This window comes from Actinomadura mexicana (assembly GCF_900188105.1).
GTDB lineage: Bacteria > Actinomycetota > Actinomycetes > Streptosporangiales > Streptosporangiaceae > Spirillospora > Spirillospora mexicana.
Genome location: NZ_FZNP01000001.1, coordinates 917377 through 938562, shown reverse-complemented (window position 1 = coordinate 938562; position 21186 = coordinate 917377). Strand labels below are relative to the sequence as shown.

Below are 21186 nucleotides of genomic sequence, written 5' to 3'. Positions count from 1 at the left end.
TCTAGGGCAGCCAGCCCGGTTTGACCAGTCCCGACTCGTAGGCGAACACCACGAGCTGCGCCCGGTCGCGCGCCCCCAGTTTCACCATCGTGCGGCTGACGTGCGTCTTCGCCGTGGCGGGGCTCACCACGAGCCGGGCGGCGATCTCCTCGTTCGACAGTCCCTCGCCGACCAGCGCCATGACCTCCCGCTCCCGGTCGGTGAGCGCGTTCAGCCGCGGCGAGGGCGCGGGCTCCTTGGCCCGCGCGGCGAACTCGGCGATCAGGCGCCGGGTGACGCTGGGTGACAGCAGCGCGTCCCCGTCCGCGACGGCCCGGACGGCGTGGATCAGCTCCACCGGCTCGGTGTCCTTGACCAGGAACCCGCTCGCCCCGCCGCGCAGCGCCTCGAAGACGTACTCGTCCAGCTCGAACGTGGTGAGGATCACGATGTGCGCGCCGTTCAGGCGTTCGTCGGAGGCGATCCGCCGGGTCGCCTCCAGGCCGTCCAGGCCGGGCATGCGGATGTCCATCAGGATGACGTCGGGACGCAGCCGGCGGGCCAGCGCCACCGCCTCCTCGCCGTCGCCCGCCTCCCCGGCGACCTCGATGTCGGGCTGCGCGTCCAGCAGCGCCCGGAACCCGGCCCGCACCAGCACCTGGTCGTCGGCCAGCACCACCTTGATCATCGCGCATCCCCCTCGGGCCCGGCCGCCCCGGCGTCCGGGCCGGCGTCCAGCGGCAGCCTCGCCCGCACGCCGAACCCGCCGCCGGTCCGCGGACCGGCGTCGAACGCGCCGCCGAGCGCGGCGGCCCGCTCGCGCATGCCGCGGATCCCGCTGCCGGCCGGCCGGTCGTCCAGCGGGGACACGCCCCGGCCGTCGTCCTCGACCTCCACCACGATCTCGTGCTCACCGTAGGCGATGCGGACCCGCGCCGTCACCGGGCCGGGACCGGCATGGCGGGTCACGTTGGTCAGCGACTCCTGGACGATCCGGAACGCGGCCAGGTCTGTGCCGGCGGGCAGCGGCCGCCGCTCCCCGGTGATCTCGGCCTCGACGTCCAGCCCCGCGGACCGCGCGCGGGCCAGCAGGTCGTCCAGCCCGTCCAGCCCGGCGGTCGGTGCGCGGGGCGCGGTCTCGCCCTGCGCCCGCAGCGCGCCGATCACCCCGCGCATCTCGGTGAGCGCCTCCTTGCTGGCGTCCTTGATGGCGGCGAGCGCCGTCCGTGCCTGCTCGGGGTTCTCGTCCATCAGGTGCAGCGCCACGCCCGCCTGCACGTTGATCATCGAGATGTTGTGCGCGAGCACGTCGTGCAGCTCGCGGGCCATCAGCAGCCGCTCCTCGCTGGCCTGGCGGCGCTCCTCCTCGGCGCGCGTGCGGGCCGTCTCGGCGGCGCGCTGCCCGCGCATCCGGATCAGCTCCGCGGTGACCAGCACCACCAGCGCCCACCCGACCACGAAGCTCGACCCGCCGAGCGTCGGCTCCTCCACCGGGAACGGGCCGCCCTGACCGCGCTCGGCGGCCGGGACGCCGATCAGCGCGGTGAGGCCGAAGAACGCGGCGAGGCCGATGCCGGTCCCGGCCCAGACCAGCAGCCGGTGCCCGGCGACGACGGCGGCCATCATCGCGACGGCCAGGGCCAGCGGCGCCGGGCCGTAGGTGTAGGCGCGCAGGAAGTACAGGGCGGTCACCGCCGCGGTGGAGCACACCGTGAACACCGGGTACCGGCGCCGGAACAGCAGCAGGACGGGCCCGGCGAGGAGCAGCGCGAAGCCGAGCGCGTCCAGGCCGGTGTGCCCGAGGGACTCGCTCCCGTGCTCCCACGGCGGGCCGCCGGGCCGCCCTCCGTGCGACCGGTCGCCCTGCGCGCCCAGCGACCCGCCCACCTGGAGGAACGCGACCAGCAGCGGGACGACCCACACCGGCCACGCGGCGGGCCGCGGCCAGCGCGGCGGCGAAGTGCTCATTCCTGCACGTTAAGTCATGGGCCCGCCGGGCCACGTCGGCCCTGGGGAGTCAGCGCCCCTACTCCGCGGGAGGTATCCGGAGCCGGGTTCCCAGCCACGCCAGGACGGACGCGACCTCGGAGGCGGACGCGGGGGAGCCGGCCACCGGGGAGGTCTCGACGCGCATCGGCGGGCGCGCCAGCGCGGCGAACCGCCGTGCCTGCTCGTCGCTCCTCCCGGCCGCGACGAGGACCGACACCGGGGGCGGCGGGACGTTCTGGAGCCGCCACAGCAGGTCGTTGCCGAGCCGGTAGCGCTCGCTGCCGCCGTAGAGGTCGCCGTCCGGCGCGCCGAACCGGCCGCCGAGGCTCGCGGCGGCGGCGAACCGGTCGGAGCGGAGCATGGCGAGCCGCGCCGCGCACCACCCGCCGCCGCCGGTCCCCGCCACGCCCCATCCCTCGCGGGACTCCGCCACCCGGTACTGGGACGCCAATGCCTCGGGGAGGTCCTGCGCGAGGTAGGTCTCGCCGAGCGTGGGGCGCGGTCCTGGCACGTCCATGCAGTCGGCGGCACCGTGGAGCCGCACCACCGCGTACACCATGGGCCGCGTCGCTCCGGCGGCGCGGGGCAGGTCGGCGTCCCGCAGCCGGTCGGCGGGGGCGCCGTCCCCCATGAGGACGACCACGGGCAGCCGCTCGGCCCGCTGGAAGTACCGCGGCGGGAGGTAGACGTACGCTTCGGCGTCCGTGCCGCTGCGCGCGCCGTGGATGGTCAGGCGGTCGACCCGTCCGTCCTTGGCGGGGTCGGGCCTGTGGCCCGCCCGCTTCGGGCCGAGGCCGGTGGCGGTGCGCTCCACGAGGCGTCCCGCCGCCCGCTGCGGCTGGACGTGCTGGACCCGGAGGTGCGCGGGATCGTTGCCGAGCAGCTCGTTCCACGTCGCGTAGAACACGAAGTACCGGTTGGCCAGCAGCACGACCGACGCGGTGAGCGCCGCCTGCGTGGCCAGCAGGAGCCCGGAGCGCGCCAGCACGACCCGGACGCCCGCCCCCGCGAGCCGCCGCCACAGGACGACGGCCGCGACCGCGCAGCCGAGCGCCAGCAGGCACACGGGGCCGATGAGGGCCGCGGACACCGGTTCCACGTCAGCTCACCGGTTCCATGTCAGCTTCACCGGTTCCATGTCAGTTTCACGGGTTCCATGTCACTCGCCCCGCAGCAGCGCGCTCAGCCACCGGATGGACGGCGGGATGTACTTGCGGAACGTCTTGAAGTTGTGGCCGCCGCTGCTCAGCAGCACCTTGTCCACGACCAGCGGAGGACGCGCGGCCCGCATGAACCTCTGCGCCGACGGGAACGTCTTCTCGCCGGCGTCCGCCGACGCCACCAGGATCGACACCGGCGGCGCGGGGAGGTGCCGCAGCCGCCAGACGAGGTCGTCGCCCATCCGCACGGCCCTGCTCCCGCCGTACAGGTCGCGGGTCGTCGGGTCCATCAGCGCGTCGAAGTGCCCGGCCATGCTGACGGCGGCGGAGAACCGGTCGGAGTGGAGCATCGCCAGCTTCGCGGCGCAGAACCCGCCGGTGGAGTACCCGCCGAGCGCCCATCCGCTCCGGTCCCGCGGCACGCGGTAGGTCTCGGCGACCGCCTCGGGGACGTCCTGGGCGAAGAACGTCTCGACCTGGGGGCCGCCGGGCACGTCGGCGCACTCGGTGTCCCAGCCCCGCACCACGGTCGGCCGCATCATCACGTAGATCATCGGCTGGATCCGCCCCCGCGCCTGCGCCCGCGCGGCGTCCTCGGGGACGTGCCCCTGACGGATCCACACGAGCCGGTCCGCCGCCGGGTACCCGGCCAGCAGGATCACCACCGGGAAGCGGCGGGCGGCGTGGGCGCGCTGGAAGTACTGCGGCGGCAGGTACACGTACGCCTGCGACGCCAGGCCCGTCCGGACGCCGCGGATGTCGAGGCGCTCGACCTGGCCGTCCTTCGCCGGGACGTGCTCGGCGCGCGGTCCCGGGTCGAGGCCGGCCTGCACCGTCCGCACGACCCTCGTCGCGGCGGCCGCGTTCCCTCCGGAGGGCCGGTGCGCCTGGGCGCCTCCGCCGGCGGCGCTCAGCAGGTCCGTCCACGACCCGTAGAACAGGTAGTGCGAGTTCAGGGCCGCCACCAGCGTGAGCAGGACGGACGACTGGCAGCCCGCCAGCATCAGCGCGCGGGCTCCCGCGGCCCGAGGCCCGGGTGCCGCGGCACGCGGCCAGGCCCGCACGGTCGCGGCCATACAGCCGAAGGCCAGCAGGACGAGCAGGCTCAGCGTCCCCGGGCTCGTGAGTCCCACGCACCTACTACGACCGAGGGGCGGGAAAGGTTCAGCGGGCCCAGCGGACGGGCAGGTGCGCGAACCCGTGCCGGGCGCTCGACCGCAGCATCACCGGCTCGCCCGCCGGCCGCGGCAGGCCGGGACGTTCGAGCAGCGCGACGAGCAGCGCCCGCAGGTGCACGCGCGCGAGCTGCGCGCCCAGGCAGGCGCGGTGCCCGAACCCGAAGCACAGATGGGGCGGGGCGTCCCCCAGGAACCGGTCGGGGACGAAGCGCCCCGGCTCGGGGAAGACCCCGTCATCGTGGTTCGCGGACACCAGCCACAGCATGACCTCCTCGCCCGCCAGCAGCGGCACATCGCCCATGACCGTGCCGCGCCGCACGGTGCGCCGGACGTGCAGCACCGGCGTCCACCAGCGCAGCATCTCCTCGACCGCGCTGGCGAGGAGCCGCTCGTCGCGCCGCCCCTCGCGGAGCCGGACGTACTCGGCGGGGTGGCGCAGCAGCGCGTGCAGGCCGCCGGCGAGGGTGTTGCGCAGCGTCTCGGGAAGGTCGCGGGCGACCTCGCGGACGAAGTCGACCTTCTCCCCCTGCGGGATCCGCGCGAGCATCGCCTCCGCCGGCGGATCCATGTCGATCAGCGCGGCCTCGCCCGGCGGCTCCGCCGCGCTCAGCGGCCCGTGCACGACACCGTCCACCTGCGGCGAGAACAACTCGGGGTGCGCGAGCGCATGCCGGACGTCGCGGTGGCGCAGCACGGCCCAGGCGCCCGGCCGGCCCGCCGTGCGCCCGTCGAGCCACACCACCGGCGTCCGCGTGCGGAGCCGTTCGAGCCTGTCGTAGGGGACCCCGCGCACGTAGGCGTCCGGGCAGTCGAGGACCCCCGCGTCGGAGACGGGCGGCGTGCCTCGCCGTTGAGGCATGGGAACCTCCTCTCCCAGGCAGACGCTAACGCGTTGGGGTCGCCCCCTGAAGGGCCGGATTCGGCCGTGCCCGCTGAGGATCCCGCCGAAACCGCGCGCCGGCTATCCCGCGAGCCACTCCCCGGTCTCCACGCTGACCAGGCCGTGCCGGGCGGCCTCGATCACCGCCTCCCGCTGCGAGTGCACCCCCAGCTTGCTCAGGACGCTCTGGACGTGGCTGCGCGCCGTGCTGCGCGTCACCCCCATCGCCTTGGCGAGCATCTGGGTGGACTCGCCGCGTGCCAGCCGCGTCAGCACCTCGCGTTCCCGGGGCGTGAGGAACCGCGCGAACTTCCGCGCCTGGGCGCGCCGCCTGCCGTCGCCCCGGCGGATCTCCTGGTCGACGACGATCTCGTCGGCGGCGACGCGGCGGAGCACGGCGAGGATGTCGCCGGCCTGCTGGCCCTTGTGCGCGAACCCGCGGACGCCGGCCGCGAGGCCCGCCTCCAGCACGGACTGCTCCAGGAATCCGGTCAGCACGACGAACCTCGTCCGCGGGGACGAGCCGCGCAGCCGCGGCATCCAGTCGAGCGCGGTGCCGGACGGGAAGTGCAGGTCGATGAGGCAGAGGTCGGGCTGACCGGTCCGGAGCACGGGCAGCGCCTCGGCGGGGGAGTAGGTCACCCCCACGACGCTGTGCCCGGCGTTCGCCAGCACCAGGGACAGCGACTCGGCGAAGACCGCGTGGTCGTCGCAGATGACCATCCTCATGGGTACGGCCGCCAGTCGTCGGAGTGCGCGTCGGAGCGGGCGTCGGAGTGCGCGTCGGCGAGGGCGGCCGCCGCGCGGTCCTCCGGGGGCGGCGCCGCCGGCAGCACCATGCGGACGCGCGCCCCGCCCATCTCGCAGGTGCGGATCTCCAGGGTGCCGCCGTACCCGGAGATGAGGTCGTGGACGATGCCGAGTCCGAGCGACGCCAGGCCGGGACGGGCCGGGGGCCGCCCCGCCGGTGCCCCCCGGCTCGCGCCGAACCCCGGGCCATCGTCGTCGACCTGGATGACGAGCCGGCCCTGCGCGGCCTCGACGTGCACGTCCACCCGTCCCTCGGCGGCGCGGCACGCGTTCTCAAGGACGTTCCGGACCGCGCGCCACAACGAGACCGGGTCCATGTGCGCCCACGCCTCGCCGGCCGTGAGGCGTATCTCGTGCGGGGTGACGAGCCGCATCCCGGTGACGACCTCGGCGGTGAGGCCGTCCACCCGGATCCGCTCCGGGGCGGGCACCGGGTGGTCGTCGTCCTCGTCGAGCCGGCGCAGCAGGTGGTCGAGCCACCGCGTCTCGCCGAGCAGCTGGTCGATGCGGGCCCGGCTGGTGTCGCCGACGTCCTCCGCGACGACGACGGCCGAGGCCAGCATGATGATCGTGCCGAGTTCGTGCCGGATGTCGTGCCGCAGCCGCCGCCGCCACAGCGGCTGCCCGCCGCGGTCGGACGCGCCCGTCCGGTCGCGGTTGTCGTGGCGCACGCCGTCCCGGACGCCCGTGCCCGCGAGCGCCCTCGCGCCCCCGGAAGTGTCCCCTCGAGAAGATCGAGCCCGCCCGTTGTTCATGACGACCACCGCCCGCTATTCCAGCACCCGTGTCGACGATCGCCCGGCCGCCCCGCGGATGTCCAGCGGCCCGCCCCGCAGAATGCCCTTTTTGTCCGGAAGTGGACATTTCATGGGCAAGGTAAACTCGATCTTTTTTTGGTGCGTCTCCCTCGACATATCCAGTCCCGGCGCATATCTCTTTCATGCTGCGGGCGTAGTCGCTTTACGCACTCCGGCGGGTGCGCCGGCGGGGCCGGGGAGCGACAGTCTGGACATGCCGACTGTCACATTTATCGGACATGCGGGGGTGTCGGTGGACGCGGCCGCGTTCCATCTGCTCGCGGACCCGTGGCTCGCTCCGACCGGGGCCTTTCTGGGCTCCTGGCACCAGTACCCGAGAAACGATCACCTGGAGCTCGCTCCGTTGCTCGACGCCGACTGGGTGGCGGTCTCGCACGAGCATCTCGACCATTTCGATCCGTGGGTCATCGAGCGCCTTCCCGCGCGAACCCGGATCCTCATTCCGTGTTATCCCGGACCCGCCTTCCGGGAACGCATGGCGGCCGCCGCGGGCGGGCGTCAGGTCATCGAAATCCAGCCGTGGGAGAAATTCGCGCTTGACAATCGCGGCTCCTGGATCACCGTCATTCCCGAACTGTCGCCCATGTGCCACGACGCCGCCTTTCTGATCGTGGCGGACGGTCGCGGGATCCTGCATTGCAACGACGCCCGGCTCACCGCCGCGCAGGCCCGCCGGGCCGGGCACCTGGCGGGCGGCCGGCTCGACCTGATGGCGCTGCAGACGTCCGGGGCGTCCTGGCACCCGATCTGCTACGAGTACTCCGCCGCCGAGATGGCCGAGGTCTCGATGGCCAAGCGCGTCTCCAAGCTGCGCGCGGCGCAGCGGCTCGTCCGGCAGACCGCGCCCGTGCTGGCGGCCCCGTTCGCCGGGCCGCCGTGCTTCCTGGACGCCGAGGTCGACCATCTCAACCGGGTACTGGACCAGGCGGACGGCGCGTTCTGCGACCCGGAGGCGGCCACCGCCTGGCTGCGCGAGCATCTGCCGGGGCAGCGCTGGGAGTGCTTCAAGCCGGGCGACACCGTCGACCTGGACACCGGGGAGATCACCCGCGACCCGGTCTCGGCGGAGTTCTCCTTCGCCGACGCCGGCCGGAGCGACTACCTCAGGCGGTACGCCGCCGACCGGGCCGGCGCCATCGCCGCCGTGCTGGCGGACCACCCCGAGCCCGGCCCCGACCTGTTCGACCGGTTCGCCGCCCACTTCGCGCACCTCGGCGGGCTCAGCGACTACTTCCTCCGGCGGATCGCGATGATCGTCCGGTTCGAGGTCACCGGTCCGAACGGCGGCGCCTGGGACGTCGACTTCTCGCCGGACGGCCTCACGGTGGCGCACGCGTCCCCGGACGTCCGCCCGCACTACCGGATCACCACCGCCGCCCGCTGGCTGGACGGCGTGCTCACCGGCCGGATGGCGTGGGAGGACCTGCTCATCTCGTTCCGGCTCAGCCTCTACCGCGACCCCGACGTCTACAACGACCACCTGGTCGGACTGCTCAAGCACGCGAACGCGCCGGCGCTGAACGCCGTCGAGGCGTACGAGACCGGACGGGACGAGAGCGAGCGCATCGTCATCGCCGACGCGGGCGCCCGCTACGACATCCCGCGCTACTGCCCGCACGCGGGCGAGGACCTGTCGGTCGGCGCGGTCGTCCGGGACGGGCGGATCCACTGCCTGGCCCACAACTTCGCCTTCGACCTCGCCACGGGCGAGTGTCTCAACGCCCGCGCCGCCAACCTCACCAGCCGACCGCTCTGACCGCGACACGGGGCTGCGCAGGATCACAAAGGCGTCACGAAGGGTGAGAAAAGGGCGGATCTGGAACAGGGTTTAGATCATGACATGTTAAGTTTTTTGCCTGCTTGTCCGGGGGTTTGAAGGGGTGCGCGGTTGAACCGCAGGAAGCTCGGCCTGGTGGCCGTCGCGTTGATTCTGGCCGTCGGTGTGATGGAGGTCCTGGCCCTGAGACTCGGGTCGCTGGAGTTCCAGGTCCCGTCGAAGTCGCGGCATCCGGCCGTCGCCGACCAGCCCGGCGGAAACTGACCCCTCAGCGCGCCGTGTTGCGGGCCCGCATGAGGCTCTGCAGGTCGGGGTGGGCGCCGCCGGAGGCGTCCGCGAGGGTGGGGCAGGCCCACTCCTCCTGACGCCCCCAGGAGTAGGAGATCTCCAGCGGCGGCCGCGGCGCGAGCCGGTCCCAGCGCGCGAGGATCGCGCGGAACTGGGCCCGCGTCGGCATCCAGTACTGCTTGTCGCCCTGGGTGCAGCTCTGCCCGAACGTCTGCAGGACGGGTGCGACCTTGGCGCGCGGGATCCCGGCGGCGTCCGCCATCCGGACCATCCGGTCGATCGCCCCGATGTCGCAGTGCTCGCGGGCCTCCGGCGAGCCCTTGCAGGGGTAGGGGTCCAGGCCGATCAGGTCGACGCCGACGCGTCGCGGCGTGAGCGCCTTCATCGGCCAGTCCGTCAGCGAGATGAACGAGATCTGCCCGGGTGCCTTCCGCTCGATGTACCGGACGCGGCGGCGGATCTCGCCGGCGACCTCCGGGCAGTCGCCGGTGTTCGGCTCGTCCGACAGGTACCACCCGTACACCTTCGGGTCGCGCCCGAACCGCTGGACGGCCCGCTCGAACGCCTCCCAGCCGAGCTCGAAGTCGCCGCAGGTGAAGTTGCCGACCCAGAGCAGCGCCTGCATCCCGGCGGGGACCCCGGCGACGAGCGCCGGATCCGCCTTGACGTCCACCAGGTCGTAGCCGAGCGCCCGGAGCCGCGGATAGTCCGACGGCTCGGTGTTCAGCGCGATCCGGCGGGTCCTCCCGGGCTCGGTGGCGGGCGTCCCCGGCGTGGCGGCCGGCCCCCCGTACGACCGGTGGACCGGCGTCCGGCCATTCAGGTGGAAAAGGAATCCGGCCGCCAGCACGACCGCCGTGGCGACGGCCGCGATCTTGAACCGGGCGTCCTGGACGTCCATCCCGCGTCACTCCCCGAAGGCGGTGGATGCTCCTGTGGATGTCAGGCCGCGGAGCCGGGCTCCTCGGCGGCGCGCACCGGCTGCTCCCGCGCCCCCTCGACCGCGGTCTCGCGGACGGCCCCGGCGGCGTCCACCCGGAGGGGCGGGACCGTGAAGCCGAGGATGTGCCTGACGGTGTCCCAGAGCGCGCCGAGCGTGGCCCGCATCGACGGGTTCCGGAGGTAGACGGCGTCGACCGCGACCCGCGCCGGGACGATCCGCTCGATGTAGCCGGCGAGGTCGACCTCCTCGCCGGGGCCGAGCACGTCGAAGTCGCGGAACCGGACCTCCGACACGCCCGTCAGGCCGGGCCGGTGGTCGAAGATCCAGCGGCACCGCGCGTCGTAGTGGACGGCGAGGTCGTAGGTCTCCGGGCGCGGCCCGACGAGGGTCATCTGGCCGCGCAGGACGTTCACCAGCTGGGGCAGCTCGTCCAGCGACCACCGGCGCAGGATCTTCCCGGTCCTCGTCAGGCGCGGGTCGCAGTTGGCGGTGACGGTGAGGCCGCCGACGCCCTGCCGCATCGTCCGGAACTTGTACATGGTGAACGGCCGCCCGCCCTGCCCGACCCGCGTCTGCCGGAACACGCCGGGCCCCGGGCTGGACAGCCGCACCAGCAGGTAGACGACCAGCAGCGGGACGCTGAGGAGCAGCAGCCCGGCGACGGCGCCGGCGACGTCCAGCACACGGCGCGCCGTGGACGGGGGGACGCCGTCGGACGTGTCGACGGGACGGCTCGCGAACTCGGACATGATCACCCCTTGTCTTCGGGTGCGGGGGGCGCGGGCGCGGTCCTGCCGACCCGCCGGAACCAGACGAGCAGCGCCGCCGTGGTGGCGACGAAGGAGACGGACGTGGCGACCGCGGCGCCGGTCGCGCCGTGCGCGGGGATCAGGAGCGCGCCGAGGACGACGACGACCGCGAGCCCGAGGCCCTGCCCCGCGGACGCGGCGCCGGGCCGTCCGACCCCGTACAGGTAGGCCATGACGAGCCCGGTGACCCCGAACGTCACGACGCCGGCGAGCCGGATGTAGGTGGGCACGACCGCGTCGTCGAACACGTCGCCGAAGACCCAGGGCAGCGCGGTCCCGGCGACGAGGGCGAGCGGCAGCGCCGCCAGGGCCGACACGCCGAGCGCGGGCAGGATCAGGCGGGACGTCCTCCTGGTCGCGGTGTCCCGGTCCTCCTTGGCGAAGTCCGGATAGAGGATGTAGTTCACCGCGAGCCCCGGAAGCTGCACGAGCTCGGCGAACTTGCTCGCGACCGTGTACACGCCGAGCACCTTCGGCCCGGCCAGCGCGCCGAGCAGCGCCATGTCGAACCGCAGTTGCAGCAGGTCGATGAGCTGGCCGAGGTAGCCGCGGAGCCCGTACCCGGCGATGGACCGGCCGAGCCGGCGGTCGGGACGCCCCCATCCGGCGAAGAACCCGCGCCGCGCCAGCCGCCGGATGATCCATGCGGCGGCGGCGACGTCGGCGAGCACCAGACCGCTGATCAGCGCGCCGGGCCCGTACCAGCCGGTGAGGAGCACGAGGTAGATCGGCAGGAACACGAACTCCTCGACGGCGATGGCGAGACTCGCGCCGGGCTGGTCGTCGGTCCCCTGCAGCAGGCCCTTGCCGACCGAGACGAAGCCCTGCGTGAAGGACGGCGCGGCGGCGGCGACCGCGACCCAGAGTCCGAACGACTTGAAGAACACCAGGTAGACCAGCGGGCTGAGCGCCAGCCAGCCGACGCCGGAGATCGTCGCGCCGATCACGGTCAGCCACGCCAGCGTGGGCCGGACCCGGCTCTGGTCGTAGTCGCCCCGGGCGAGGAAGAACGGCGCCGCGCCCGGCAGCCCGGCGCTGGACAACTGGCACAGCAGTCCCGGCAGGATCCGGACGAGCGTGAAGGCGCCGACGAGCTCGGGCCCGCCGATCCGCGCCACCAGGACCGTCGCCACGCCGAGCGAGGCGAGCGCGCCGACCCGCCCCGCCACGTTCCCCGCGACCAGTGCCAGCAGCCTGCGCCGCGTTCTCCCCGCCCCGCCCTCGGCCTCGGGCTCCGGGAGGCCGGACGCGGGGCGGGGAGCGATGACCGCCGCACCGTTCCGTCTCGCCTGGGGGCGTCGCACGGCCGATGAGACGGTGGGCGCGGTCGCGTGCGGCCGGATGCGCCGGCGGCCGGGGGAGCCGTCGCCGCGTCCGAAGAGGTCGAGCGCGGCGATCAACCCGAAGATCGCCCAGCCGTGGCGGTAGTGGAGCGTCTCGTAGAACAGGCCGGAGACGAGGAAGACGGCGACGAGCGCGCCGAACAGCTCGGGACGCGGGACGAGCCGCGCGTACTCGCCGGTCAGCGCGTCCCGGCGGGCGATCCGCACGCACTTGAGCACGAGGACGAAGACCAGCACGACGAGCGCGGCGCCCCCGAGGAAACCGCGCTCCAGGACCGCGGCGACGTAGTCGTTGTGCGCCTCCCGGACGTAGGTCTCCTGCCGCACCAGCATCTGCCGCTCGGTCTGGCCGGGCCCGATGCCCCACGGGTGCGTCTGGTCGTCGATCATCTGGAGGGTGGTGGCGAGGACCGTGCCGCGCGAGTTCGTGCTCTCCCCGGTCGTCCGCCCGATGGAGTCGCGAAGGATCGGGGACGTCTGGCTGGCGTGGTCCAGGAACGGCTGGACGTCGACCTGGGTGACGACCGTGACGCCGGCCCCGCCCACGAACACGGCGAACAGGCCGACGGCGATCGCGTGGTGCGCCCTGCCCTCGCGGAACAGCCGGAACAGGCAGCCGAGCAGGACCGCGACGCAGAGCGCGAGCAGACCGCCGTTCGAGCCGGTGAGGAGCTCGGCGGCGAGGAGGATCCCGCAGACCGCCCACCGCCTCCCCCGGGACCGCGGATGGCGGGTCGCGCGGGCGACGAAGAAGACGCAGATGAACCAGTTCGACGCGTAGTTCGCGTCGCCGAACGTGAACATCGCGCGCTCGCCGTCGATCTGCTTGCCCGACAGCGCGTCGATGCCCAGCACGAAACCGACGATCATGACGGCGGCGTAGCACGTCCCGATCCGGACGAACGCGCGGAGCGCGACCCTCAGGAGCGCCGGGTCGCGGCCGAGGTTGGCGATGCCCACCGCCCACAGCAGCACGAACATGTCCTTGATCAGGGTCAGCGCGCCCGCCTCGTTGACGACGGCGGCGATCCCGCCCGCGATGATCGTCATCAGCGTCGGGATGAGGAACGGCCACCGGACCGGGAGCCCGCGGGTGCCCGCCCACACCAGCGCCGTCGCGATGAGGCCGACCAGCGCGACGTCGGGCAGCCCGGTGTTGCCGGGGCCCGGCGCGAGGCCGGCCGGCATCAGCATCGGCAGCGAGGCGATGCCCCCGACCAGCACGACGGCCGCCGGCCGCGTGCGGCGCCTCAGCGGCGGCGGCGCGGGCGGGGCCTCGATCACCGTGGTCATGGGCGGCTGGAGTCGCCTCGGTAGGTCTCGTCCAGGACCGTCCCGAGGTACCCGGGCGAGAACCATTCGCCGACCCTGGCCCGGGCCCGCTCCGCCATCCGCGCCGCGGCGGACGGGTCGTCCAGCAGCGCCGACACCGCGGCGGCGAGCCCGTCCGGCTCCCCGGGAGGCACGAGCATGCCGGTCTCCCCGGCGAGCACGAGGTCCTGGTTGGACGGGACGGCCGTCGCGACCAGCGGGATCCCCGCCCCGATCGCCTCGACCAGCACGCACGGGAGCCCCTCCCAGCGGCTCGCCATCGCCATCACGTCGAACGCGGGCAGCACGTCGGCGACGTCCTCGCGGTGCCCGAGCCAGCGCATCCGCCCGCCGATGCCGAGCCTGGCGGTGAGCCTCTCCATCTCGGCGGCCATCGGGCCGCCGCCGACCCACAGCCCGAACACGTCGTCGGGCAGCCGGTCGACCGCCCTCGCGAAGATCTCCGGTCCCTTCTGGAACGTCAGCCGCCCGACCGACCCGACGACCTTCACACCGAGCGGCAGGTCGAGGCGGCGGCGGGCCCGCGCGCGGGAGCCGGGCGCGGTCGCGTAGGCGTCCACGTCCACGGCCGGCCACGACAGCCGGACCCGCTCCGGCGTGGTCAGCCCGAGCCGCAGCGCCGTCGTCACCGTCTCCGACCCGATCGCGAGGAACGCGTCGGTGCGCTTGGCCGCGATCCGTTCGAGGCGTATGTAGAGGTGTCGCCGCGCCCGCGACTGGAACTCGTTGAACGGGAATCCGTGCCACGTGTGGACGATGCGGGGGACGCCCGCGCGGGCCGCCGCGATCCGTCCGAGCACGCCGCCCTTCGCGCTGTGGGTGTGGACGACGTCGTAGCGCCCCTCCGCCAGCACGCGGGTCAGCGTCCGCAGCGCGGCGAGGTCGTCGCGCGGCGACACCTGCGGCACCAGCGGCCCCACCTGGACGATCTCCATCCCCGCCGCGTGGGCCTGCCGGGTGAGGTCACCGGCGGCGGCGTTGGCGACGGCCTCCTCCCCGAAGAGGACGCCGCTGCCGGTGGAGGAGGCCGTGCTGTCCATACCGACGCCGCCGGTGACGATCGCGGGCTCGTAGCCGCCGTCCGGCAGCGCCAGCGCGCCGTTCAGCGCGACCTGGCCGGCGCCCCCGTTGAAGCGGGTGATCACCGTGGCGACTCTGAGCTTCCTCGGGGTGCTCATGCGCACCTCACAGGCCGGGAGGGCCGGATCCGCGCCCCGCGCCGTCGCGGCAGGAGTCCTCGCACGGTCAGCTCCGGCTCCGCAGCGCCGCGGAGAGCGCGGTGACGACGCGCTCGACGCCGTCGGCCGTCAGCCCCGGATACAGCGGCAGCGACAGCAGCTCCTCGCCGACCCGGTCGGTCACCGGCACCCGGGCGCACTCCTCGGCGCCCAGGATCCGCTGGTAGGCCGTCATCTGGTTCGCCGGGATGAAGTGCACGGACGTCGCGACGCCCGCCGCCTCCAGCTCGGCGCTGATCGCGTCCCGGTCGCGCACCCGGACCTGGTAGAGGTGCCAGGCGTGCTGGACGCCGTCCAGGGCGCGCTGGGGCAGGACGAGGCCGGGCAGGCCCGCGAGCGCGGCGTCGTAGCGGGCCGCGATCTCGGCGCGGTCCCGCTGCCAGCCCGGCAGGGCCGCGAGCTGCGCCCGCCCGATCGCCGCCTGGACGTCGGTCATGTTCGCCTTCAGCCCGACCGTCTTCACGTCGTACCGCCAGCTGCCGCCGGGCAGGTACCGCTTCCACGAGTCCTTGCTCATCCCGTGCATCCGCATCCCGCGGACCCGGTCGGCGAACTCCCGGTCGCTGGACGCGACCGCGCCGCCCTCGCCGATCGGCATGTTCTTGGTGGCGTAGAAGGAGAAGCACGCCGCGAACGACTCCGACCCGACCGGCCGGCCGCCGCGCCCGGCGCCGGGGCCGTGCGCCGCGTCCTCGACGACCTTCGTCCGGTCCAGGCCCGCCGCCTCGGCGAGCGCCGCGACGTCCACCGGGTAGCCGCCCTGGTTCTGCACGATCATCGCCGCGGGGACGGCGCGGCCGGCCGCCGCCGCGACCGTCCCGGGGCTCGGGACCAGCGTGTCCTCGTCGATGTCGACCAGCACCGGCCGGTGCCCCGCGTGCAGGATCGCGTTGACCGCACCGCAGAACGTCAGGCTCGGCGTCAGCACCGCCGAACCCGGCGGGAGGTCCAGCGCGCGCAGGCACAGCTCCAGCGCGGCCGTGCACGAGGAGACCGCGACGACGTGCGCGGCGCCCAGATGGTCGGCGAACTCCTGCTCGAACGCGGCCGTCTGCGGCCCCGTCGTGATCCAGCCCGAGTCGAGCACCTTGACGACGGCGTCGGCCACCTCGCCGGCCACCGACGGGACCGTGAACGGAACGGACGAACTCATCTGGTCACCCCTTGATCTTCCGGGACGCGGCGACGACGCCGAGCAGCGGCCAGCCGGACGCGGCGACCAGGTCGCGGACGGTCTCCAGGCCCGCGGCCTTCGTCACCGGCCCGACCACCACGACCACGCCGACCTCGTCGTCCGAACCCGGATCGATCTCCTCGAACGCGTGCACGTGGCAGAGCCGGCGCGCCGGGACCGCCGGGCCGATCTCCGAAGGCGATATCTCGGACTTCTTCGTCATCACGGCGGTGCCCGCGCGGACCACCGACGTGCCGCCCTTGCTGTTGCCGGACCCGCCGCCGGCCGGCGGCGCCCCGCCCTTGCCGCCGTCGCCGTCGCCGTCCGGGTCGTCGTCTCCGGGGCGGGCCGTGACGACCTTCGTGCCGTCCCCGTACACGGCGGACGCGACCGACGACACCACGTCGGCCGGCAGCGGGCCGGGCGCACCGACCAGTGCGACCCGTCCGACCCCCTCCTTCTTCACGGCGAGCTGGACGCGCCGCCCGAGGTCGGCGAGCTGCGCCGGCCCCCGGTCGACCCAGCCGAGCAGCGGCACCCCGAGCCGCCGCGCGACCCGCCGCTGCCCCGGGATCGTGGGACGCGCCGTCTCCGTCAGCACCGCGATCAGGATCCCGCCGACCAGCCCGACCAGGCCCGCGATGGCCGCCGTCATCACGACCGGATTGGTGCGCGGCGCGAGCACCGCCGGCTGCACCACCGACGCCGTCCCCGCCGACGACAGCTGCGTCTGCAGATCCGACCGGTTCGACCGCAGGTCGGTGAGCTCCGCCTGCACCCGCTCGCGCTCGTTGGCGGCGCCGATGTCGGGATTCGGCTGCGCGCCCGCCCGCCGCGACAGCGGGCCGAGACGCTTCTCCAGACCCCGGACGCGCTTGTCGATGTCGTCCATCTGCTGGCGGATCGAGCCCTGGTTGGACTCGTTGATCTCCTTGATGACGGCGGCGCCGATCGCGTCGGCCAGCCGCCGCGCCACGCCGGGGTCGCGGTCCTTCACCGTCAGCTCGACCACGGTGGACGTCCCGAGCCCGGTCACCCCGATCGCCTTCGCCGTCTTCACCGTCGACCGGTCGAGACGCTGCTGCCGCAGGACCCCGCGCAGCAGGTTCTCGCTGGTCGCGAACGCCTTCACCTGGCTGACCACGATGGACACGCCCGCGTCCCCGGGGGCCGCGTCGGTCGCCCGGCTGCTCGCCTGCAACCGCGTCCCGGCCGTGTGGGGCGGCTCCCGCCCGCTCATGGCCAGGCCCACCAGCACCAGGGGGAGAAGCGTCATGACCAGCAGGAGCGCCCAGTAGCTCCGGACCACCCGCGCGGCGACTTCGTCGATCTCCACGATCCCCCCTCCGGCTCCGTCATGGCGAGCGTAGGAAGCCGCCTCGCCGGAGGAATCACCAAAAAGACGACCCCGCTCTACGTCGTTTGCACCAGAGCGCGCCCCCTTGCTCAGTAGTCGTCCGAGGCGGGCCGCATGCCGGCGCGCATCGCGAGGGTGATCGCCTCCAGAGCGGAGTGCAGGTCGAGCTTGGCCAGCAGGTTCTGCGTGTGGGTGCGGACGGTGTTCGCCGACAGGCCCAGCCGCTCGGCGATCTCCGCGCGGCCGAGGCCGTCCACCATGCACTGCAGGACCTCGCGCTCCCGCGGCGTCAGCTCGGCGATCCGTCCGCCGCCGCCGCCCTCCGTCAGCCTCCGCAGCACCTCGCCGAGCACGTCCGGGGGGATCCAGCCGCCCTGCCGGGCGGCGGACCGGATCACCCGGGCGACGAGATCGGCGCTCTCGGTCTTCTCCACCCAGCCCACGGCGCCGGTCCGGACCGCCCGCACCATCGCGTCGACGTCGCTCATCGCGGTCAGCATGACGACCCGGACGTGGGGGTGGCGCTTGCGGACCCGCTCCAGGACGTCCAGCCCGCTCTCCGTGTCCAGCGTCAGATCGAGGACGAGCACCCGCGGGCGCTCGGCGGCGGTCAGCGCCAGCGCGCGCCGCACGTCGGCGGCGATCGGGAGGATCACCAGATCGGGTTCGCGCCCCAGCCGGGCCGCGAGGGCCTCGGCGAACAGCGCGTGATCGTCCACGATGAGGACACGGATCGGTTCCATGCACCGACGATGACCGCTGCGCGACCCCGGCGGATCCTGCAAACGCTGTACTTCGTTTCGGCCGTCCCATTGCCGGGAGCCCGATTCGCGGCCGCGCGGGACGACGGCTCCGGGGGAGGCTCGTGCGCGGACGCGGCCGGGCCCGGCCGGTTCACGCGCGTCCGGACCCGGTCAGCGGGGCCGCGAGACATTGACCGTCCGCGGCGGCCTGCTCATCCTGTGGCTGGAACTTCAGGGGACGCACTGGCCTGCAGGGATGCCACATGAAAGTGCTGATCACAGGGGGAGCCGGCTTCATCGGCAGCACGATCGCCTCCGCCTTCGCCGAGCGCGGGGCCACCCCCGTGGTGCTCGACAGCCTCATCACCGGACGGCGGGAGTTCGCCGACGGCAAGGTCTTCTACCAGGGCGACATCGGGGACGGGGACCTGGTCGACGAGATCTTCCGCGACCACCCCGACATCGCCGTGACCGTGCACTGCGCCGCGCTGATCGTGGTGCCCGACTCGATGACGGACCCGCTGCGCTACTACCGGGTCAACCTGTCCAAGACCCTCGACCTCGCCGGCCACCTCGTCCGCAACGGCCGCGATCGGATGATCTTCGCTTCCACCGCGGGGATGTACCGTCCGGAGGCCGACCTGTCGGTGACCGAGACGTCCGAACTCGAACCGCAGAATCCCTACACCCGCTCGAAGATGATGGCGGAGCTGCTTCTGCAGGACTTCTGCAGGGCCTACGGGCTGCGCGTCATCTCGCTGCGGTACCTCAACCCGATCGGCGCCGACCCGCGGCTGCGCACCGGCCTGCAGAACAGCAAGCCCACCCACGCCCTCGGCAAGATGATCGAGTGCTACTCGCTGGGCGTCCCCTTCAAGATCACCGGGGTGGACTGGGACACCCGCGACGGCACCGCGATCCGCGACTACATCCACGTGTGGGACATCGCCCGCGCCTTCCACGCGGCCGCCGCCCGCTTCGACGCGGTCATCCCGCCGGCCGGCGACCACGCCCGCTACGAGGTGATCAACCTCGGCACCGGCGACGGCACCACCGTCCGCGAGCTCGTCGCCGCCTTCCGCGAGGTCGTCGGCGACTCCTTCCGGGCCGAGGACGCCCCCGCCCGCCCCGGCGACGTCGTCGGCGCCTACGTGGACCCGGCCAAGGCATGGGACCTGCTCGCCTGGAAGCCCGAGTACACCGTCGAGGACGCCATCCGGCACTCCCTCCAGTGGGCCGGCCGCCGAGGGAACTCGGACGTCGCCTGACCCGCCGCGGCGGCCCGTCCGGTCACCTCACCCCTTCCGCAGGGGGACCGGACGGGCCGCCGCCGGGTGTCAGCAGGTGGCGAGCATGTCGGTCAGCGCGTCCTTCTCCGCCGCGTCCGCGCGCAGGCCGTACCGCCACTTCACGTCGACCCAGCTCCTGGCGTAGGTGCAGTAGAAGGAGGTCAGGGGCGGCTTCCAGAGGGCGGGGTCCTTGTCGGCCTTGGCCTGGTTGACGTTGTCGGTGACGGCCCACAGCTGGCTGCTCTCCATATCGTTGGCGAACTGGCGGCGCCGCGCGGTCGTCCACTCGTTGGCCCCGGAACGCCAGGCCTGCGCAAGGGGGACCATGTGATCGATGTCGACGTCCTGGCGATCAGTCCACACTCCCCCGTCATAGGGGCTTTCCCACCGGCCGGAGGTGGCCCGGCAGGCGGCATCGGTCACCACGTCCTGGCCGTCGCGCTTGAGGACCGCCTCGCGGGTGTCGCAGGCGCCCTCCACCGTGGCCCAGTGGGGGAACCGCTCGCGGGAGTACCCCTCCATGGACCCCTCCGGCGCGGTGGTGAGCTCGGCGAGGTGGACGCGCGCGGCGGCCACGTCCGGCGGGGGCGGCGGGACCAGCCGCACCGCCCGCTGCCGCGTCTGCCGGTCCGGGTGCGGGGTGTGCGCGGCGGCGGGCGCGACCAGGAAGCCGGCCGACACGGGCAGGGTGGCGATGAACGTGCAGATGGCGGTAGCCGGCCAGCGGCGCATGGAGCTCTCCCACGATCGGTGACCACCGAAGATCGGTGATCACCTCAGCGTGACGATCTTCATGTCAACCGCCGGCGATGCCAGGGTGAAGATCATTCCCATCCCGGCAAAAGGATCCCGCCCACCCCACCGCGGGAAGCTCGGGGACCTCGGGCGTCACGCCTCCCGGACGCTGACAGCGGTGCGGTGGTGGCGCGGCGCCTCGATCTCGTCGAGAAGCGCGATCGCGAAGTCCGCATACGTGATCCGGCTGGCCGGGTCGCCATGGTCGGCGACCCGGTACCGGCCGGTGCGCGTGCCGTCATGGTCGAAGTCACCCGCGGGAGCCACGTACGCCCAGTCGAGGTCGCAGGTTCCGAGCTTGTCCAGGCCCGCCGCGTGGCCGAGGTAGAAGGAGCGGTACTCGTTGGGGTAGCCGGGCTCGTCCATCAGCGGGGCACCGGACGCCCCGGGCATGATCGACGCGAGGCCGACCACCACCAGGCGGCGCACCCCCGCCTTCGCCAGGCCGGTGCCCAGGGCACGAGACGACGCGGTGAAGAAGTCGTGCGGTGCCACCGTCAGGTCCACGGCGGCGCTGACGGCGGCGTCCTGCCCGGCGGCCGCCTGCTCGACGCTCACCGCGTCCGTGACGTCGCCCGCCACGACCCGCGCGTCGGTCAGGTCGCCGTGACCCGCGGGGTCGCGCACCACGGCGGTGACCCGGTGGCCGCGCCGGCGTGCCTCGGCGACGGCCTGCCGCCCGGCCCGTCCACCCGCACCGAAGACCACGATGTTCATGAGGACCCCTTTCACCAGGGCCGGAACCCCTCTGCCCGACCACTGCGCGGACGCTATCGGGGGCCGTGGTTACCGCCGGGATACCGGCTATCGTGAGGCCATGAGGGAACCCCTGCCCGCCGACATGTTCGACGAGCTCTGCCCGTCCTCGCTCAACCCGATCCGGTTCGGTGACAAGTGGGCCGGGCTCATCATCCGCTGCCTGGAGCATGGGCCTCGCCGGTACTCCGAGTTGCGCGTGCCGCTCAGCCGCGTCACCCCCAAGGTCCTCACCCAGTCGCTGAGGTCCCTCGAACGCGACGGTCTGGTCAAGCGCACCGTCTACGCCGAGGCAACCCCGCGCGTGGAGTACGAACTGACCCCGCTGGGCCGCAGCATGCTCGTACCGATGGCGTCCGCCTGCGCCTGGGCGGAGGAGCACTGGGACGAACTCCTCGACGCCCGCGAATCACACCCCGACGCCCCCCACCTCGACCGCGCCGGATGACCCGGCACGGCATGAAGCCGCCCGGCCGGATCGGCCACGGTTCGAGCCCGCTCCTCCTCTCGTCACCCCGCCGCCGCGAC

Annotated in this window: 20 protein-coding genes; 4 read left to right on the top strand and 16 right to left on the bottom strand. The window is 73.7% G+C overall.

Translation table 11 applies throughout. From position 1 onward, the window contains the following. Position 1 precedes the first annotated feature (1 nt). The 7 genes from CHC11_RS04185 to CHC11_RS04155 all read right to left on the bottom strand — a co-directional run bounded on the left by CHC11_RS04185 (position 2) and on the right by CHC11_RS04155 (position 6667). Positions 2 to 667 carry a response regulator gene (locus CHC11_RS04185; protein ID WP_089310182.1) on the bottom strand — a complete coding sequence of 222 codons (666 nt, stop codon included), beginning with the start codon at positions 665 to 667 and terminating at the stop codon, positions 2 to 4. After that, positions 664 to 1947 carry a sensor histidine kinase gene (locus CHC11_RS04180; RefSeq protein ID WP_089310181.1) on the bottom strand — a complete coding sequence of 428 codons (1284 nt, stop codon included), beginning with the start codon at positions 1945 to 1947 and terminating at the stop codon, positions 664 to 666. The genes CHC11_RS04185 and CHC11_RS04180 overlap by 4 nt, the downstream gene beginning before the upstream one ends. Before the next feature lie 58 nt (positions 1948 to 2005). After that, complete coding sequence (locus tag CHC11_RS04175) at positions 2006 to 3067, bottom strand: alpha/beta hydrolase-fold protein (RefSeq protein WP_089310180.1); 1062 nt, start codon at positions 3065 to 3067, stop codon at positions 2006 to 2008. Positions 3068 to 3127: 60 nt separating this feature from the next. Then, entirely contained in the window at positions 3128 to 4261 is a 1134-nt protein-coding gene (locus tag CHC11_RS04170; protein WP_089310179.1) for an alpha/beta hydrolase, read from the bottom strand. Positions 4262 to 4292: 31 nt separating this feature from the next. Next, positions 4293 to 5165, bottom strand: a complete 873-nt coding sequence (locus CHC11_RS04165; RefSeq protein WP_089310178.1) for a cytochrome P450 — start codon at positions 5163 to 5165, stop codon at positions 4293 to 4295. 102 nt (positions 5166 to 5267) lie between these two features. Then, a complete protein-coding gene (locus CHC11_RS04160; RefSeq protein ID WP_089310177.1) occupies positions 5268 to 5915 on the bottom strand; it encodes a response regulator in 648 nt (215 codons plus the stop codon). Then, positions 5912 to 6667, bottom strand: a complete 756-nt coding sequence (locus tag CHC11_RS04155) for a sensor histidine kinase (RefSeq protein WP_179278665.1) — start codon at positions 6665 to 6667, stop codon at positions 5912 to 5914. Before CHC11_RS04155 ends, CHC11_RS04160 begins: the two co-directional genes overlap by 4 nt. Positions 6668 to 7007: 340 nt before the next feature. On the opposite strand from CHC11_RS04155, the gene CHC11_RS04150 reads away from it, so the two are divergent. Further along, positions 7008 to 8570, top strand: a complete 1563-nt coding sequence (locus CHC11_RS04150) for a Rieske 2Fe-2S domain-containing protein (protein WP_218825920.1) — start codon at positions 7008 to 7010, stop codon at positions 8568 to 8570. A gap of 132 nt (positions 8571 to 8702) precedes the next feature. Beyond that, entirely contained in the window at positions 8703 to 8855 is a 153-nt protein-coding gene (locus CHC11_RS41075; RefSeq protein WP_179278664.1) for a hypothetical protein, read from the top strand. 4 nt (positions 8856 to 8859) lie between these two features. On the opposite strand, the gene CHC11_RS04145 is transcribed toward CHC11_RS41075, so the two are convergent. The 7 genes from CHC11_RS04145 to CHC11_RS04115 form a co-directional block, all read right to left on the bottom strand. Then, positions 8860 to 9780, bottom strand: coding sequence for a hypothetical protein (locus CHC11_RS04145; RefSeq protein ID WP_089310175.1), 921 nt, complete (start codon positions 9778 to 9780; stop codon positions 8860 to 8862). A 41-nt stretch (positions 9781 to 9821) separates the two neighbouring features. After that, positions 9822 to 10571, bottom strand: coding sequence for a sugar transferase (locus tag CHC11_RS04140; protein ID WP_143226909.1), 750 nt, complete (start codon positions 10569 to 10571; stop codon positions 9822 to 9824). Positions 10572 to 10573: 2 nt separating this feature from the next. After that, entirely contained in the window at positions 10574 to 13267 is a 2694-nt protein-coding gene (locus CHC11_RS04135) for an O-antigen ligase family protein (RefSeq protein WP_179278663.1), read from the bottom strand. Next, positions 13264 to 14484 (bottom strand): glycosyltransferase, encoded by a 1221-nt coding sequence (locus CHC11_RS04130; RefSeq protein WP_089310172.1) that lies wholly within the window; start codon positions 14482 to 14484, stop codon positions 13264 to 13266. Before CHC11_RS04130 ends, CHC11_RS04135 begins: the two co-directional genes overlap by 4 nt. Positions 14485 to 14551: 67 nt before the next feature. Next, positions 14552 to 15697, bottom strand: a complete 1146-nt coding sequence (locus CHC11_RS04125) for a DegT/DnrJ/EryC1/StrS family aminotransferase (protein WP_089310171.1) — start codon at positions 15695 to 15697, stop codon at positions 14552 to 14554. Between the two features lie 4 nt (positions 15698 to 15701). Then, positions 15702 to 17054 carry a YveK family protein gene (locus tag CHC11_RS04120; protein ID WP_089310170.1) on the bottom strand — a complete coding sequence of 451 codons (1353 nt, stop codon included), beginning with the start codon at positions 17052 to 17054 and terminating at the stop codon, positions 15702 to 15704. A gap of 110 nt (positions 17055 to 17164) precedes the next feature. Continuing rightward, on the bottom strand, positions 17165 to 17818 hold the full coding sequence (locus CHC11_RS04115) for a response regulator (protein ID WP_089310169.1): 654 nt from the start codon (positions 17816 to 17818) through the stop codon (positions 17165 to 17167). A gap of 263 nt (positions 17819 to 18081) precedes the next feature. On the opposite strand from CHC11_RS04115, the gene galE reads away from it, so the two are divergent. Then, positions 18082 to 19086 (top strand): UDP-glucose 4-epimerase GalE, encoded by a 1005-nt coding sequence (gene galE, locus CHC11_RS04110; protein WP_089310168.1) that lies wholly within the window; start codon positions 18082 to 18084, stop codon positions 19084 to 19086. 69 nt (positions 19087 to 19155) lie between these two features. On the opposite strand, the gene CHC11_RS04105 is transcribed toward galE, so the two are convergent. Both CHC11_RS04105 and CHC11_RS04100 read right to left on the bottom strand, forming a co-directional pair. After that, entirely contained in the window at positions 19156 to 19839 is a 684-nt protein-coding gene (locus CHC11_RS04105) for an HNH endonuclease family protein (protein WP_089310167.1), read from the bottom strand. Between the two features lie 156 nt (positions 19840 to 19995). Then, positions 19996 to 20619, bottom strand: a complete 624-nt coding sequence (locus CHC11_RS04100; RefSeq protein ID WP_089310166.1) for an NAD(P)-dependent oxidoreductase — start codon at positions 20617 to 20619, stop codon at positions 19996 to 19998. Between the two features lie 100 nt (positions 20620 to 20719). Here CHC11_RS04100 and CHC11_RS04095 point away from each other — a divergent pair, with 100 nt between their 5' ends. Then, positions 20720 to 21106, top strand: a complete 387-nt coding sequence (locus CHC11_RS04095) for a winged helix-turn-helix transcriptional regulator (protein WP_089310165.1) — start codon at positions 20720 to 20722, stop codon at positions 21104 to 21106. Positions 21107 to 21186 lie beyond the last annotated feature (80 nt).

Coding starts and splice junctions, on each gene's coding strand:
- CHC11_RS04160 (WP_089310177.1), bottom strand. CDS start 5,915: ATGAGGATGGTCATCTGCGACGACCACGCGGTCTTCGCCGAGTCGCTG.
- CHC11_RS04130 (WP_089310172.1), bottom strand. CDS start 14,484: ATGAGCACCCCGAGGAAGCTCAGAGTCGCCACGGTGATCACCCGCTTC.
- CHC11_RS04165 (WP_089310178.1), bottom strand. CDS start 5,165: ATGCCTCAACGGCGAGGCACGCCGCCCGTCTCCGACGCGGGGGTCCTC.
- CHC11_RS04150 (WP_218825920.1), top strand. CDS start 7,008: ATGCCGACTGTCACATTTATCGGACATGCGGGGGTGTCGGTGGACGCG.
- CHC11_RS04140 (WP_143226909.1), bottom strand. CDS start 10,571: ATGTCCGAGTTCGCGAGCCGTCCCGTCGACACGTCCGACGGCGTCCCC.
- CHC11_RS04135 (WP_179278663.1), bottom strand. CDS start 13,267: ATGACCACGGTGATCGAGGCCCCGCCCGCGCCGCCGCCGCTGAGGCGC.
- CHC11_RS04185 (WP_089310182.1), bottom strand. CDS start 667: ATGATCAAGGTGGTGCTGGCCGACGACCAGGTGCTGGTGCGGGCCGGG.
- CHC11_RS04125 (WP_089310171.1), bottom strand. CDS start 15,697: ATGAGTTCGTCCGTTCCGTTCACGGTCCCGTCGGTGGCCGGCGAGGTG.
- CHC11_RS04100 (WP_089310166.1), bottom strand. CDS start 20,619: ATGAACATCGTGGTCTTCGGTGCGGGTGGACGGGCCGGGCGGCAGGCC.
- CHC11_RS04095 (WP_089310165.1), top strand. CDS start 20,720: ATGAGGGAACCCCTGCCCGCCGACATGTTCGACGAGCTCTGCCCGTCC.
- galE (WP_089310168.1), top strand. CDS start 18,082: ATGAAAGTGCTGATCACAGGGGGAGCCGGCTTCATCGGCAGCACGATC.
- CHC11_RS04105 (WP_089310167.1), bottom strand. CDS start 19,839: ATGCGCCGCTGGCCGGCTACCGCCATCTGCACGTTCATCGCCACCCTG.
- CHC11_RS04115 (WP_089310169.1), bottom strand. CDS start 17,818: ATGGAACCGATCCGTGTCCTCATCGTGGACGATCACGCGCTGTTCGCC.
- CHC11_RS04145 (WP_089310175.1), bottom strand. CDS start 9,780: ATGGACGTCCAGGACGCCCGGTTCAAGATCGCGGCCGTCGCCACGGCG.
- CHC11_RS04180 (WP_089310181.1), bottom strand. CDS start 1,947: ATGAGCACTTCGCCGCCGCGCTGGCCGCGGCCCGCCGCGTGGCCGGTG.